At 66.1% G+C, this 12,877-nt stretch carries 20 protein-coding genes and 11 tRNA genes; 29 read left to right on the plus strand and 2 right to left on the minus strand.

Going from position 1 to position 12,877, the window contains the following annotated elements; all coding sequences use genetic code 11:
• The 15 genes from ACFVAJ_RS19005 to ACFVAJ_RS19075 all read left to right on the plus strand — a co-directional run bounded on the left by ACFVAJ_RS19005 (window position 1) and on the right by ACFVAJ_RS19075 (window position 6,526).
• Window positions 1-225, plus strand: coding sequence for a hypothetical protein (locus ACFVAJ_RS19005; protein WP_376946939.1), 225 nt, complete (start codon window positions 1-3; stop codon window positions 223-225).
• Window positions 226-290: 65 nt separating this feature from the next.
• Window positions 291-363: transfer RNA gene (locus ACFVAJ_RS19010), tRNA-Glu, on the plus strand.
• A 34-nt stretch (window positions 364-397) separates the two neighbouring features.
• On the plus strand, window positions 398-898 hold the full coding sequence (locus tag ACFVAJ_RS19015; RefSeq protein ID WP_376946941.1) for a hypothetical protein: 501 nt from the start codon (window positions 398-400) through the stop codon (window positions 896-898).
• A 61-nt stretch (window positions 899-959) separates the two neighbouring features.
• Window positions 960-1,508 (plus strand): hypothetical protein, encoded by a 549-nt coding sequence (locus ACFVAJ_RS19020; protein ID WP_376946943.1) that lies wholly within the window; start codon window positions 960-962, stop codon window positions 1,506-1,508.
• A 104-nt stretch (window positions 1,509-1,612) separates the two neighbouring features.
• A complete protein-coding gene (locus tag ACFVAJ_RS19025; RefSeq protein ID WP_376946945.1) occupies window positions 1,613-1,996 on the plus strand; it encodes a hypothetical protein in 384 nt (127 codons plus the stop codon).
• Window positions 1,997-2,056: 60 nt separating this feature from the next.
• Window positions 2,057-3,046: a hypothetical protein gene (locus ACFVAJ_RS19030; protein WP_376946947.1), complete on the plus strand. Its 990-nt coding sequence runs from the start codon at window positions 2,057-2,059 to the stop codon at window positions 3,044-3,046.
• 176 nt (window positions 3,047-3,222) lie between these two features.
• Window positions 3,223-3,600: a hypothetical protein gene (locus ACFVAJ_RS19035; protein WP_376946949.1), complete on the plus strand. Its 378-nt coding sequence runs from the start codon at window positions 3,223-3,225 to the stop codon at window positions 3,598-3,600.
• Window positions 3,601-3,617: 17 nt separating this feature from the next.
• Window positions 3,618-3,824 (plus strand): hypothetical protein, encoded by a 207-nt coding sequence (locus ACFVAJ_RS19040; protein WP_376946951.1) that lies wholly within the window; start codon window positions 3,618-3,620, stop codon window positions 3,822-3,824.
• 13 nt (window positions 3,825-3,837) lie between these two features.
• Window positions 3,838-3,912, plus strand: a tRNA-Glu gene (locus tag ACFVAJ_RS19045).
• A 25-nt stretch (window positions 3,913-3,937) separates the two neighbouring features.
• The gene (locus ACFVAJ_RS19050; RefSeq protein ID WP_376946953.1) at window positions 3,938-4,696 is read left to right on the plus strand and encodes a hypothetical protein; all 759 of its coding nucleotides are present in this window, start codon (window positions 3,938-3,940) and stop codon (window positions 4,694-4,696) included.
• Between the two features lie 88 nt (window positions 4,697-4,784).
• Window positions 4,785-5,684 (plus strand): hypothetical protein, encoded by a 900-nt coding sequence (locus ACFVAJ_RS19055; RefSeq protein ID WP_376946955.1) that lies wholly within the window; start codon window positions 4,785-4,787, stop codon window positions 5,682-5,684.
• Window positions 5,685-5,723: 39 nt separating this feature from the next.
• Window positions 5,724-5,796, plus strand: a tRNA-Lys gene (locus tag ACFVAJ_RS19060).
• A gap of 28 nt (window positions 5,797-5,824) precedes the next feature.
• Window positions 5,825-6,307 (plus strand): hypothetical protein, encoded by a 483-nt coding sequence (locus ACFVAJ_RS19065; protein WP_376946957.1) that lies wholly within the window; start codon window positions 5,825-5,827, stop codon window positions 6,305-6,307.
• A gap of 25 nt (window positions 6,308-6,332) precedes the next feature.
• Window positions 6,333-6,408 (plus strand) — tRNA-Val (locus ACFVAJ_RS19070).
• Between the two features lie 42 nt (window positions 6,409-6,450).
• Window positions 6,451-6,526: transfer RNA gene (locus ACFVAJ_RS19075), tRNA-Gly, on the plus strand.
• Between the two features lie 13 nt (window positions 6,527-6,539).
• Here the strand turns inward: ACFVAJ_RS19075 and ACFVAJ_RS19080 are convergent.
• Complete coding sequence (locus ACFVAJ_RS19080) at window positions 6,540-7,433, minus strand: hypothetical protein (protein ID WP_376946959.1); 894 nt, start codon at window positions 7,431-7,433, stop codon at window positions 6,540-6,542.
• Window positions 7,434-7,553: 120 nt separating this feature from the next.
• Here ACFVAJ_RS19080 and ACFVAJ_RS19085 point away from each other — a divergent pair.
• The 7 genes from ACFVAJ_RS19085 to ACFVAJ_RS19115 all read left to right on the plus strand — a co-directional run bounded on the left by ACFVAJ_RS19085 (window position 7,554) and on the right by ACFVAJ_RS19115 (window position 8,997).
• Window positions 7,554-7,629: transfer RNA gene (locus ACFVAJ_RS19085), tRNA-Gly, on the plus strand.
• A gap of 21 nt (window positions 7,630-7,650) precedes the next feature.
• Window positions 7,651-7,723, plus strand: a tRNA-Gly gene (locus tag ACFVAJ_RS19090).
• A 58-nt stretch (window positions 7,724-7,781) separates the two neighbouring features.
• A tRNA-Pro gene (locus tag ACFVAJ_RS19095) sits at window positions 7,782-7,858 on the plus strand.
• Between the two features lie 7 nt (window positions 7,859-7,865).
• Window positions 7,866-7,940: transfer RNA gene (locus tag ACFVAJ_RS19100), tRNA-Arg, on the plus strand.
• A gap of 41 nt (window positions 7,941-7,981) precedes the next feature.
• Entirely contained in the window at window positions 7,982-8,188 is a 207-nt protein-coding gene (locus ACFVAJ_RS19105) for a hypothetical protein (RefSeq protein WP_376946961.1), read from the plus strand.
• Between the two features lie 13 nt (window positions 8,189-8,201).
• Window positions 8,202-8,277: transfer RNA gene (locus ACFVAJ_RS19110), tRNA-Thr, on the plus strand.
• A gap of 123 nt (window positions 8,278-8,400) precedes the next feature.
• Window positions 8,401-8,997, plus strand: coding sequence for a hypothetical protein (locus ACFVAJ_RS19115; protein ID WP_376946963.1), 597 nt, complete (start codon window positions 8,401-8,403; stop codon window positions 8,995-8,997).
• Window positions 8,998-9,064: 67 nt separating this feature from the next.
• Here the strand turns inward: ACFVAJ_RS19115 and ACFVAJ_RS19120 are convergent, their stop codons facing one another.
• A complete protein-coding gene (locus ACFVAJ_RS19120) occupies window positions 9,065-9,706 on the minus strand; it encodes a hypothetical protein (protein ID WP_376946965.1) in 642 nt (213 codons plus the stop codon).
• 9 nt (window positions 9,707-9,715) lie between these two features.
• Here ACFVAJ_RS19120 and ACFVAJ_RS19125 point away from each other — a divergent pair, with 9 nt between their 5' ends.
• The 7 genes from ACFVAJ_RS19125 (at window position 9,716) to ACFVAJ_RS19155 (ending at window position 12,851) form a co-directional block, all read left to right on the plus strand.
• Window positions 9,716-9,868 (plus strand): hypothetical protein, encoded by a 153-nt coding sequence (locus ACFVAJ_RS19125; protein ID WP_376946967.1) that lies wholly within the window; start codon window positions 9,716-9,718, stop codon window positions 9,866-9,868.
• Window positions 9,869-10,212: 344 nt separating this feature from the next.
• Window positions 10,213-11,283: an RNA ligase (ATP) gene (locus ACFVAJ_RS19130; protein WP_376946969.1), complete on the plus strand. Its 1,071-nt coding sequence runs from the start codon at window positions 10,213-10,215 to the stop codon at window positions 11,281-11,283.
• Between the two features lie 69 nt (window positions 11,284-11,352).
• Complete coding sequence (locus ACFVAJ_RS19135; RefSeq protein ID WP_376946971.1) at window positions 11,353-11,760, plus strand: hypothetical protein; 408 nt, start codon at window positions 11,353-11,355, stop codon at window positions 11,758-11,760.
• 156 nt (window positions 11,761-11,916) lie between these two features.
• Window positions 11,917-11,993 (plus strand) — tRNA-His (locus tag ACFVAJ_RS19140).
• A gap of 39 nt (window positions 11,994-12,032) precedes the next feature.
• Window positions 12,033-12,317, plus strand: a complete 285-nt coding sequence (locus ACFVAJ_RS19145; RefSeq protein ID WP_376946973.1) for a hypothetical protein — start codon at window positions 12,033-12,035, stop codon at window positions 12,315-12,317.
• Entirely contained in the window at window positions 12,314-12,565 is a 252-nt protein-coding gene (locus tag ACFVAJ_RS19150) for a hypothetical protein (RefSeq protein ID WP_376946975.1), read from the plus strand. The genes ACFVAJ_RS19145 and ACFVAJ_RS19150 overlap by 4 nt, the downstream gene beginning before the upstream one ends.
• A gap of 58 nt (window positions 12,566-12,623) precedes the next feature.
• Window positions 12,624-12,851 (plus strand): hypothetical protein, encoded by a 228-nt coding sequence (locus ACFVAJ_RS19155; RefSeq protein ID WP_376946977.1) that lies wholly within the window; start codon window positions 12,624-12,626, stop codon window positions 12,849-12,851.
• Window positions 12,852-12,877 lie beyond the last annotated feature (26 nt).

Raw genomic sequence — 12,877 nt, forward strand, 5'->3', positions numbered from 1 at the left:
ATGCAGGACACCGCGCCGGTCGAACCGGGCGCCTTCCCGATCGAGTACCAGCTGGTCGGTTCAGGGGTGACCGTCACCGCTGACCGTGAACCGGAGCAGATCGGTGACGCCCGCCATGCCGGCGGCGTGGTGAAGGTCCGATCGGTCGACACCGGAGCGATCTGGGTGGTGTCCGCTTCGAGGATCGTCCCGCCGTCCATGTCTGGAGGCCTGGCGCGCAGGTAGACGACAGGCTGACTACCCTGATGTCGAACTCGGCGGTTTCCGCGCATGTGTGCTGCAAGCAAGACGGCCCCATCGTCTAGAGGCCTAGGACATCGCCCTTTCACGGCGACGACACGGGTTCGAATCCCGTTGGGGTCACTCACCGTCCCAGGTGAAGCAGGAGGAACAGCACATGACCATCACCGCCACGTCGAGCGCCCTCACCAGCCAGGAAGTCATCGAACTTCTGCGCGAGCTTCACCCGGACACCATGATCTTGGTGTTCACCGACCCGGAGAACACCAGCGGCAGCTTCCTCACCGCATCCGAGGATGCGACTTTCAGCCTCGTCGAGGTCCCCGAGCCAGGTGCTCGCTCGGAGCCGTTGACCGCGTCGGCCGCCATCGAGCTGCTCGAGCGTTGCGACCAAGATTCCACCCCCACGATCGAAGTTGTCGGAGCGGACTCCGTCGCCCGAGACGAGTTCATCACCGAGGTCACGGACATCGGGACGTTCGTTCGCACGGGATCACCCACCGGCAAGCCGCTCACCCGCAAAGAGAAGCTGGGGTCCGACGCAGTCGATGTCACCCTCAACTGGACCGAGATCGCCGTCCTCAGTCTCATCATCGTGTTTCCAATCGTGATTCTCGCGGGACCGCTCTTCGGTCACCCGTTCGACCTACACCACTGATCCACGCACGACCTCCGGCGAACTTCCCGCCCCCCCTGACGCCGAACCGAAGGAACCACACATGATCGACACGGCCACCTCCGCTGCCTTCACCAACCGGCAGGCCATCGACCGCCTACGGGAACTCGACCCCGACACCGTGCTCGTCACCCGCGACGACCTCGAGTACCCGCTCGGGAACTTCCTCACCGCTTCGGAATCCGGGACGTTCACCCTCATCGAAGGCGGCGCCCAGGACGCACCCGCACGGCTGACCGCGGGCGCTGCGATCGCTCACCTCGAGCAGGAGCACCCGGAGTCGATCCCGATGATCGAGGTGCAGTTCGAGCGCGCCTCCGCATTCGTCGAGATCACGGCAGTCACCGACTCGGGCGTGGTCGTCCGAGCCGAGGCGAGACGGGAAGAGGACGAAACGACAGGCGAGGAGGTTGCCGGCTGGTTCGGAGCTTTCCTCTCCGCTGCGTTCGAGATCCTGTTCGACACCGGCTCCGCAAACACGAAGCGATCGTTCATCGCCTGGCTCTGCCTCTTCGGGCTCCTGGTCCTCGGGTTCGCCGCCATCCTGATCGCCCCGTTCTTCGGTCACCCCGTCAACGTCGGGGGATACTGACCGATGCGCCACACCCGTCACCTGCTTCCCGCCCCTGACGGCTAGGGACCGTCAGCCGAGACCCCGTATCCGCGGGGCATGACGGTCTGGAAGCGAGGAGCCGAATGGCTCGCACAAAGAAGGACGAACCGATCTGGGTGGCGATCAGCCGCCCGGAGAACATTCGCTACATCCGACACAACTGCGGCAGCGCGACGATCAACGGGATCTACTACGAGTTCCGCTGCGACGCGGAAGACAGCCCCGTCAACCTCTACTCGATCTGCCGGCCGGTCCTGCATCACGACCTCGGGTGGACGTACACCGGCTGCTGGGGCTGGAAGCGCCGCCGGTACAACGGCCGCTCCCGTCTCGGCGGAGACCGCAACGACGTCCGCGTCGAGCTCACCGAGTTCCGGAAGCAGCATCGCGGCGGCCAGGACATCGATGACGGGAACCTCGTCGGCCGGCAGCGTCGCCACAACATCAACGGATGGTGGGCGGACTGAACGAACCCCGCCCGAGCAGCCAACACGCTCGGGCGGGGTTCGCCGCACACTCACAACCGCATGAGCCCTGAGTACCTCAACGCGAAGACCATCGACCAGACTGGCCGCGGTCACCAGAAGACCGGCCAGTGGGCGAACAAGACCCAAACCCCGGCGGAACTCTCCCTGCACGCCGCCCCAGACCTCGGCGGGTACGACGAAGTCATCGTCGACGAGTACGGCACCACCAGGTACATGAAGGCCGGCGCACCGCACCGCGAAGACGGCCCCGCGATCGTCTTCAAGAGCGGCGACAGCTACCACGCGCTGAACGGCGACCATGTCGGCGTCCCAGGCGACGACTCACGCTTCCAGCTTCTCCACGTCACCGACGGGAACCAGTTCTGGCGGTACACCGACGAAGACGGCCTCGACTACGACGCGCTCGTCGAACCCGACGGGAAGACCACCTTCATGAAGGACGGTTCGTACCACCGCGCTGGCGACCCCGCCGTCATCTACCCGGACGGATCCGAGGAATGGTGGGTGGACGGCACCTTCTACGAGGTGTTCCCGGGCGGCGGCCGCCCAACCGAAGACCCGGACGGCATGTACCCGACCCGGTTCGGCGCGAAGTACACCGAGTGGAGGTCCGTCACGGAGATCTCGAAGGACCTCCGGAAGGACTTCGAGCTCGCCCGTCGCGCCGGCGTCTTCCCGCCGCACCTCACGATCTCCGTCCGCTCGGAGAAGTACTCCGGAGGGCAGTCGATCAACGTCACCGTGGACGGGCTCACCGACGCGGAGATCTACACCGAAGACCCGCGCTACCCCGGGGAGCGTCGGTACACCGAGCTGGTCGGGAAGATGAAGGACCGCCTCGAACGGATCACCAAGCAGTACAACCGGTCCCGGACGAACAGCATGGTCGACTACTTCGACGAGAGCTACTACAGCTCGGTCACCATCCACGACGAGAGGGCGACCGCGTTCTGGGCGCGGGAGAAGGAAGCCGCGAAGGCGCGCCGCCTGGCGGCCGCGGAGCGTCGCAAGCAGAACGCGAACGGATGATCTCAGCGGCAGGAAGCCGCATTGCCGGCATCCCGCGCATGGTGATGCCGTCAAGCCCCGACAGGGGACCGAACCCAACATCGAAGGAGTGGAATGTGCGACCCGCGCAGCCTCTGTTAGCCGCCGTCGCGTAACCGCCCGCCGACCGGCAGGCCGCGACGGTGCGAGGAGGCAACATGTCCCGCACCACCGTGCACACCCCGCTGTGGGTGCTGCAGCTCCGCCAGGAGCACCAGATCCACATCGACCACGCCTGCCACTACCGCTGGTCGAACAACCACTGCGACGCCGGCACCAGCCAGCCGACCGCCACCACCCGAGGCGCCCGCTGCGGCTGGTACGTCCCCTGGCACGTCGAGCGCACCCACTACCGCAGCTACCGGAACCGCCGCGCCGACCGGCACGTCGACTACTGGCGACCCGAACGCGCGAACGTCCGCGACACCCTCCACAACCTCGTGAAGGAGCACCGGGCCGGTGACCTCCTCGAGGACGTCGACTCGCCGTCCGGGCAGCACCGCCACACCCCGCACCGCGGCGGGTACTGGGACTGACAGACAGGAGCCCCGACATGGGGAACAGGTTGCTTGCAATCGACCCGCCGAAGTGCGGGTGCACCGAATGCATCGTCGGTGAGTACCGCCCGTTCGACGAAGCGTCCGCTTTCGAGCTGACGCTCATGCTCGACGGGTTCCTGGCCGATCACACCGGTCTGCCGAGACAGCAGATCATCGCCCGAACCGACCAGCTCACCGCCGGCAGCATCCCTGCCCGGTGAGCCGGTCGGCTCCGGCCCGTTGAGGTAATCGGAAGCCTGCCAGGTTCTCAACCTGGTCGCTCGGGTTCGAACCCCGGACGGGTCACCAGCACCATCCCGCGCATGGGAACGTCATGGACGTTTCCGCGCTCGAACAGCAGCACGCCTCACTCGGCCTCCGTTTCGCCGACAACCGGTTCGGAAGCTTCCCGGTGCAGGCGTACGGGTGGCTCGGTGAAGACCGGTTCTACTTCCGGTTCCGGGGAGACTATGCCCGCCTCATCGTCGGCCCTGTCGACCCGCTGCTCGACGAAGCCCGCGCTCTCCGGGTGACGCAGCAGAACGTTCAGTTCCGCGAGATCGATGAGATCCGGTACGCCCGGGTCGACCCGGAAGACGAGAAGGAGCGTCGCTTCCAGAAGGCGATGATGTGTCACAGGGTGGGGAACCGCCCGCAGAAGGCATCAGACGTGGGCTACCACCCCGAGATCGTGACCCGCTCAGCGGATATCTCCTCAGTCACCGGTGAAGGCTACGCAGGAACGCTCGATCAGGAGCAGTTCGCGGACGTGTTCACTCGTCTGCTGCGGCAGCTCCGACCGGTCCCGAAATCCGAACAGATCCACCCGAGCACCATCAGGTGGCTCACCGAGGGCGGCCTCTGGCCGATCGACCGGACCGTGAAGCCGCCGGCGACCCTCATCCGCGACTGCTCGTGCGGGGGCGATCACGTCACCATGCCGCGCGATGTCGTCCTCGTCGACAAAGACGGCCGCGACGTGTACGCCGACATGGTGTGCGCCGAACACAAGAAGCACGAGCCGTGCCGCCCCTGCATGCGGCGAGACGACAGCGGGCCAGCGCATCGCAGGACTGAGCGGGCACGCCGGTAATACCCGCCGGGGGCGCCCCTGTGAACAGAAGGTCCGGGCAGGTCGGAACCTCGCCGGCCGCGACCGGCCGCCGCACACGAACGCAGGCATGACCGGCCACTACGACCCGACGATCGGAACGAACCGCGCCGAGAACGGGCAGGCGACGTTCAAGGTTCACACCGACTCGGACGTCGCCCTTCACGACTTGATCACCGGTCAGGACGTCGACCGGTTCACCGGCGGCTCCTGCGGGGCGCTCGCGGCCGAGCTCGCCGCCCGCACCGGCTGGCCGGTAGTCCTCATCGCGGACGGCCCTGCAGGGCCGACAGGCTGGGTGCACGCCGGGGTCCGCACACCCGCAGGCCGGATCGTCGACGTCGAAGGGGAACACGACGCCGACGACTGGCTGGAGCGGTGGGCGGCCATGGTCGACGCGTACGGCGAAGACCACGACGGCTACGACCCCGACCAGGTCGACATCATCGACGCGGCAGCCTGGAACAGCGGCGACTGGGAAGATGAGCAGGTGACGGCCGAGCTCGGAACGGATGCCGCCCGGATTGCCGGCCTCATCCTCCAGGACCTCCCGACAGCGCCCGGCTACCGGGTGCCGGCCGAAGCCGAGCTGCTCGAGAAGATCACCAACGAGGAAGCCGAGACGTTCACCGAAGGGGACTGCGACGTCCTCGCGACCGAGCTCGCCGCCCGAACCGGATGGCCGGTCGTCCTCGTCGCAGACGGCCCTGCAGGGCCTGTCGGCTGGGTGCACGCTGGCGTCCAAGCACCGGACGGCAGGATCGTCGACGTCGAAGGCTGGCATCACCAGGACGCCTGGGTTGATCGATGGACGATGGAACTGCAGCTCCGCTCGAAAAAGCGAAGCGCCGTCGCGGAGATCGTCCCCGCCGAGCAGTGGCACGACGGGAACTGGAAAGGTGCCCAGGCGATCGCGTACGTTCACGACGAGGCACGCAGGATCGCGGAGATCCTCACGCCGGCCGAGTAACCCCTCCGCGCATGTACGACCTGCACCGAGATGGTGCACGGGCCTCTAGCTCAGTTGGTAGAGCAGCGTCCTTTTAAGTCGCGGGTCGTCGGTTCGAGCCCGACGGGGCCCACCCGAAGAAGAGCAGAGCGGAGACGACATTGAGCGCCTGGAACGACATCACCATCGAAGACGCGACCGCTGATCTCACCATCAGCAGGATCTTCGAGCGCTGGCCCGTTCTTGGCCCGCGAGGGCCGCTCGACGAGATGTACTCGGACGACTCGAGAGTAAGAGGCGGCGATCTCACGATCGGCGGCCGCAGCTCGTTCACCGACAAGTTGGAGGCCGCTCTGTATGAGCTCAGTGCCGCCCACCCCGAGGTGACGATCACCTGGGAAGTGGTGTGGAGAGGAGGCGAGCCGGGCGCGCACGCCGACGTGATCCGAGCCGGCAAGCTCGTCCCCGAGGAGTCCTTCGTCGAACGGATGGTCCCGGTCCTCCTTCCCGAGCTCATCGAAGCTGCGAACGCGGCGCTCGACAGCCAGGTCAAAGCCGTCCACGAGAACGGGACGATCACCTACCCGGTCGACGATGCGCTTCGCGCACTCCTCGACGCGTTGCAGACCAAGGCCGCCGCCTAGCGGCCACGCGCGCCTGCGGGCGCACGCACCGGTAGCTCAATTGGCAGAGCACCTGTCTTACACACAGGGGGTTGCAGGTTCGAGCCCTGCCCGGTGCACCACAGCGCGGCAGCGTGCTGTCGGCAGGTCCGCCCTGCCACCTCGGGGATATCGTCTAGCGGCTTAGGACTGTGCGCTTCCACCGCACCAACGCCGGTTCGAATCCGGTTATCCCCTCCACACCAACCATCCGTCAGATTCGCGGTTCGTATCCGATGATCGAAGCCACCTGGTCGCGCGCCCGCTGCACCGTCATCGGCTTGCCGGCCGCGAGCTCGAGCAGCTCCTCGACAGGGAGGACCGCGAGGTTCCCATACCGAGAAGAGTAGATGCCGGCGTTCCGGATCTTGTACTCGTCCTCGAAGTCGAGGAGCGTGTACCCGATCACCTGCAGCAGCGAACCGGGGGAGATCGTGTCGACCCGGCCGGCTTTCCGCTGCACACCGAGGGTCGTCTTCATGTCGACCAGGGTGCCGTCCGCGACGATGTCCGCTTCCGCTTTCAGGTACCCCCATGAGCAGAACTTCGGGCTGAGATGCATCTCACCGCCCAGCACAGGGAACAGTCGTTCTTCGGCGAGACGGCGCAGCTCGGCCAGCTGCTCGACAGCATCAGCAGGGGCGAGCCCGATGGCCGCGTCGACGGAGAATTCGTCGTTGTAGATGTCCGCGCTGAGCTGCGAGGACGCCCACACGTGCATCGATCGGGTCACCTCGGTGAGAAGCGCGATCGCCCACACCGCACGGTAGAAGCGGCCGTCATCGCCTGCACGGCGTGCGTCCTGCGCTGCTGCCGTGAGCTCCTCAGTGGCGGCCTCGTGCTTCTCGGTCCAGAACTGGGTGACGTGCACCTGGATCGGGTGGTGACCATCGTCGACGAGCAGCCTGACCATCACGTCGAACGCGGTTCCGACCGTTCCGGTTCGGGTCGTGGCGGCGTCGACGAGAAGCGGACCGGATCCCGCGACGAGCCGCTTCTCGAGCTGCTTCGTGTTCGGGAACGACGTCTTGAACCACTCCTTCAGTTCGGTGGGTTCGCCTCGCAGGATGCTGGTGAGGTTCGCCATGAAGTAGGGAAAATCGGGCATCCGGTCAGTCTGGCAGGACCCAGCGACGGTCGGGAATGTTCGGCGCGCGGAGTTTCCGCGCATGTAGTCTTCGGCGCCACGGTGCAGCCCTCTCGAGGGCACCGCGCTCTGGCGCCCCTTGCGGATGTAGCTCAACTGGTAGAGCGTCGCCCTCCCACGGCGAAGGTTGCGGGTTCGATCCCCGTCATCCGCTCCAAGGTCGCTCACGCGGCCCTGTGCGGACGTAGCTCAACTGGTAGAGCGCCACCTTGCCAAGGTGGAGGTCGCGGGTTCGATCCCCGTCGTCCGCTCGAGGTTCGGGATGTCCGGACTTCTCGCGGCACGAGGTGTACATATCAGCCGCGATTCCGGGGTATAGCTCAGCTTGGTAGAGCGCTCGCTTTGGGAGCGAGAAGTCGCAGGTTCGAATCCTGTTACCCCGACCAGAACCATGCCTCTGTAGCTCAGTGGAAGAGCGCCGGTCTTCGGAACCGGGCGTCGGGAGTTCGAATCTCTCCAGGGGCACCAAACCGCGCATGAACGTCACCACCGCAACACCGAGGACGTGAATGCCGAACACCGCCACACCACCCGCCGGCACGCTACGCCGGACGCCGCGAACACCGATCCGGCAGCTGGGCCTCTACGAGCTCGCCCGGCAACGGACCGGAGACCCGCGCTCGGAGCAGCCGATCGACTGGATCCCCGAAGGGAAGTACCTCCCGATCGTGCACGACATCATGGCCGGTGCCGGCCGCGGTGATGGCGACGGCTGAGGAGTCCACACCTGCCCCTGAAGCTCAACAGGACGAGCGCCCGTTTCGTAATCGGGAGGATGCCGGTTCGATCCCGGCCAGGGGCTCCATGACCACCCCAATTCGGGGACGAACCTGCCAGAAGTGCCTGCGGCGCTCGACATCACCGAGTCCGGAGCGGAATGATCGATGGACGATCGCCGCGCCCGCGGTGTGGAGAGGTGGAGATCAGGATGGCCGGGACGACGCTCGAGCAGTTCCGCAATTCGATCCTGAACCCGGCCGCCAGACGCACGCTCGGGATCAGCATGGACGACGAGCAAGCAGCGTGGGTTGCCGCAGACCAGACGCGTCTCGAGAACGCGTACAGCGCTTGGCTCGTGACGTACAGAGTGCCAGCACAACCGGCGACGCAGCTCCCGCCACCAGTCCTCCAGCAGCGGCTTCCGCCGCCTGCAGCGACCCTCCCGCCGCCGACCTATCCACCGCCGGCCGCCCGCCCCGTCCAGACGCCGCACTGGGCTGCCGACCAGGAACCGCACTGGGCTGAACCGCCCAGCACCGAACCGACCGGGAAACGTCCAAGCGGGGCGGCAGGGTTCGTGTTCGCGCTGGCCGGCGCCGTGACGTTCGTCTGGCCGATCATCTGCGTGCCGATCTCCATCGCGGCGATCGTCATCTGCTCGAAGGAGTTGAAGAGCATCCCGCCCGGAGGAGACGGGCGAGGGCTCGCAGGGACGGGGCTCGGGATCTCGATCGGGATCACCGTGCTCGCCTTGGCGAGCTTCTTCAGCGCGATGTCGTCACTCGGGGAGATCACCCCGGGCTGAAGTGCGGAAAACGTAACATCGTGCCGACGTGCGGATTTCGTAACATCGCACCTTGAGCGCAGGACGGTCACCAATCCGGAAGGTGCTCCGCCCACGGATGTCCGGGCGGAAGCCCAACCCGATCCTCCAGCGCCCACCCTCGCATATGCCGGGGAAGCAGGACCGGCACGTCAGGGTCGTCCAGCATCAGGAAATCCCAACGGGACTCGTAGGCGGTGAACACGTCCACGCTCACCCGTGCCTGGTTGACCGAAGCGTTCCGTGCACCGGCAGGGATCGACGGGTCGGTCAGCCACGCCATGTGCTGGATCCACGCGGCCGCCGCCAGATGAGTCCTGGGAACCACGAAGAACCTCGGCGGCACGTCAGCCTGCAACGGAACAGCGACCAGGACGAAGAACTCCCGGTCGTGAAGACTCGGCATCTGCGCCTTCTCACCGAGCATCCACGAGATCCGGCCGCCGACCACATGCCGAGTCGCCTTCACCTGGATCTCAACAAGCCGGCGGTCGACGCCTTCGGTCATCACCGCGAGGATGTCGGTTCGCGCGAGCCCGTCACGAGTGAACGCCGGCGCCCAGCCGCGGCGCGCGAGCTCGGCGGCGGCGTAATGCTCACCGATCGTCTTCGTCTGCTTCGTATCGGCCATGCCGCGACCGTACTGGATGCCATCGACATCGAGTGATTCGCCCGCCTTGCGCCCGCGCATGTCGCAGACATGAACGAGTATCTGACCCACGAGCGAATTGCACTCCTCATCCTGATCGCCGTCGTGATCGTGACGATCGTCACCGTCAACGTGGCTTGGGCGATCCGCGCGCGCCTCCGCAAGAAGGCCGAGGCGAACCGCCCGGCCGAATGGTACGAGTGACCCTCTGCCACAAGCAGATCCGCGCATGTAGAGCGTGTGACAGCACCGAACCACCCTGACCCGATCGTCTGTCGCGGCTTCACGTTCCGGCGACGCACCGCAGGTGCTTCCGAAACGTATGACGCGATCTGGAACGACGAGATCGTCGGGTTCGCACGACTCTCCATGAGCCGGTTCCGTGCAGTTGCGTACCCGCCCGAGCTTCCATCCGTCACCGTGATCGACGTCGACACCGATGCTCGGTCTTCCTTCGCGGACGACCGAACTCGACGCCGGCACCTCTCGCAGGCGGCGACCGCGATCAGGAAGCACCTGAAACCGTCCCGAACCAAGGAGCGCTCCCGATGAGCACGACCACCGCCACACGCACCAGAGCTCTCGCGACGATCGCAGAGGTCGTCGACATCGCACCCATCCCCGACGCGGACGCCATCGAGCGCGTCCGCGTCCGCGGCTGGGATGTCGTCGTGAAGAAAGACGACGCGTTCCGCCCCGGCGACCGGTGCCTGTACATCGAGGTGGACTCCCTCCTCAACGTCACGGACCCGCGGTTCGAGTTCCTCGCACCGCGCGGCGTCCGCACCAACGACGACGGCGTAACCGGCCACGTGCTGAAGACCGCGAAGCTCCGCGGCCAGTACTCGCAGGGGATCGTGTTCCCGCTCGAGCAGTTCCCGGAGCTCGCCGGCTTCGAGGTCGGCGCCGACGTCACCGACGAGCTCGGCATCATCAAGTGGGAACCGGCAATCCCCGCTGAAATGGCCGGGGTCGCCCGTGGCGGGTTCCCGTCCGGAGTCTCACCGACCGACGAGGAGCGGATCGAGAACCTCGACCACGTCCTCCAGGCCCGCGATCACCGATGGGTCGCCACCGAGAAGATCGACGGCACCTCCATGACGGTCTATCGCGACTCCGACGTCGACGGCCAGGAGCCGTACGACGGCGTCGCCGGTCGCACCTGGGACCTCGAGTTCGACGAGAAGAACCCGATGTGGAAGCTCGCGCTCAAGCTCGGCCTGTTCGACATCCTCCGAGACGCCTACCCGGACGCGAAGCGTGCCGCGGTCCAAGGTGAGTTCTTCGGCGCCGGGGCTCCGGTGAACCCGCTGAAACTGAACGAGCCGCGATTCGCTGCGTTCACCGTGCAGGTCGACGGGAAGGAGATCCCGCGCGGGGAGTGGCCGGCCGAGATCGCCGCCCTGTCGGTTCCGGTGTACGACTTCCCGTACCCGGAGACCGTCGCTGAGGCGCTCGCCCAGGTGGAGGGCCTGAAGTCATTGGTCGCACCAGACCGGGCCGCTGAAGGCGTCGTGTGGCGCGCGACCGACACCTCGACGGTGAAGGCAGGCGAGTACTACGTCCGAGCGAGCTGGAAGGCGATCAGCCGGAGGTACCTCATGAAGCACGACCGGTAGCGCTCCGAGGAGGACACCGGCTCGGCGGCCGCAGCGGACGTTGCTGCGGCCGCCGCACACATTCGTTGCATGAGTTCTTCCTTCACTGAGACCGAGCACCCCCGCGGCCAAGCAAGCAACGCCGGCCAGTTCCGCGACAAGCAGCAGAGCGCACCAACGGTTTCGCTCACCGCAGAGGCCGGTCAGGCACCGCAGAGGATGAGCGCCGGAGGCCTCAGCCTACTGATTCAATGGATCGGCGAAAGCCTCGCGAATGACGTAGACGACTACGCCGGGTACGAGGTCGAGTACTTCGCAGGGGAAGGCGTCGGGTGGGGTCGCGTCTACGACAGGCAGGGTAAGGACATCGAGCTCAGTCTCGACGCCTGGAGGGTAGCTGTAGCGATGTCGAAGTCCATGGACCGCGTCACCCTGATGGAGAACTACCGGCCCAGCCGAGACACCGGCAGCTCGCTCATTTACGACTTCCCAGCCTGAGCAAGCCTCGCTGACTCGGCGAAGGCTGGAACCGACAGTTCCCGCGCATGAACGAGCTGGAACAGGATTGCCATCCTGGTCTCTTAGCACCGGGGGATCCGGTGCCAGAGCTGCAGGGAAGTGCAGCCGGGTTGCCCACGATACGGGCTGTACATGGTGGTTGTAGCTCAGTTGGTTAGAGCGCCGGGTTGTGGACCCGGAGGTCGCGGGTTCGAGCCCCGTCAGCCACCCCACCGCGCATGGGTGTTCCGAGAAGAAGGAGAACACACCTCATGACCAAGTTCCTGTTCAACACCCCGACCGAGATCGCACAGGCGGCGATCGACGACACCCCGTACAACCCGAAGGACCGGGACGCATACCGGCAGAGCGAGGCGAACATCAAGCTCCACTTCGCGGACGACCTCCGCGACGCCTACGCCGAAGACCTCCCCGAGGCTGTCGCCCCCATCATCTTCGAGAGGGCATGGGAAGACGGTCACTCATCCGGTTACTCGGAGGTCGAAAGCCAGTACGTCGACCTCGCAGAGTTCGCCCGTAAGGTGCGTGCAGCGTGACCGCGCCCGAGGACGTCCAGTTCGACGGTGACAAGCTGACCATCCGAGCGGACACCCCGTTCAAGATGGTCGTCACGATCGACAACGAGGACCGAGTCGAATACCCCGACAACCCGTTCACCCTGAACGCATCCGTCAACGACGTCGACCTGAGCTTCTGGGGCGAAGACTGCCTCATCGAAGGCGACGTTCCGGCGCAGCTCCGCGCCCTCGCGGAGCTGATCGAAACCGGCGGCGTGCTCCGATGACCTCCTGCCGGCGCCTGGCACACGCTCGGCGCCGGCAGGACCCGCGCATGGGGAAGTCATGAAGAACCCGACCACCCCGATCGCGATCGCCCTCGGCGCCGCAGGACTTCTCGGCGCCATCGCTTCAGTCGTCGCGGACCTTGTCGGCGCCGACTCCAAGATCGCCAACCTTGTCGCCCTCACCGGCGGCACTCTTGTGTTCATCGCACTCGTCATCTGGCATGTCGGCGAACGCATGAACGAAACCCGAAACACCCTGGCAGAGCCCGACCCCTGGTTGGGCTGACCGCCACCCCGCTCGAGCACGCTCGA

The sequence above is a fragment of the Agromyces sp. NPDC057679 genome (assembly GCF_042799635.1).
Taxonomy (GTDB): Bacteria; Actinomycetota; Actinomycetes; order Actinomycetales; family Microbacteriaceae; genus Agromyces.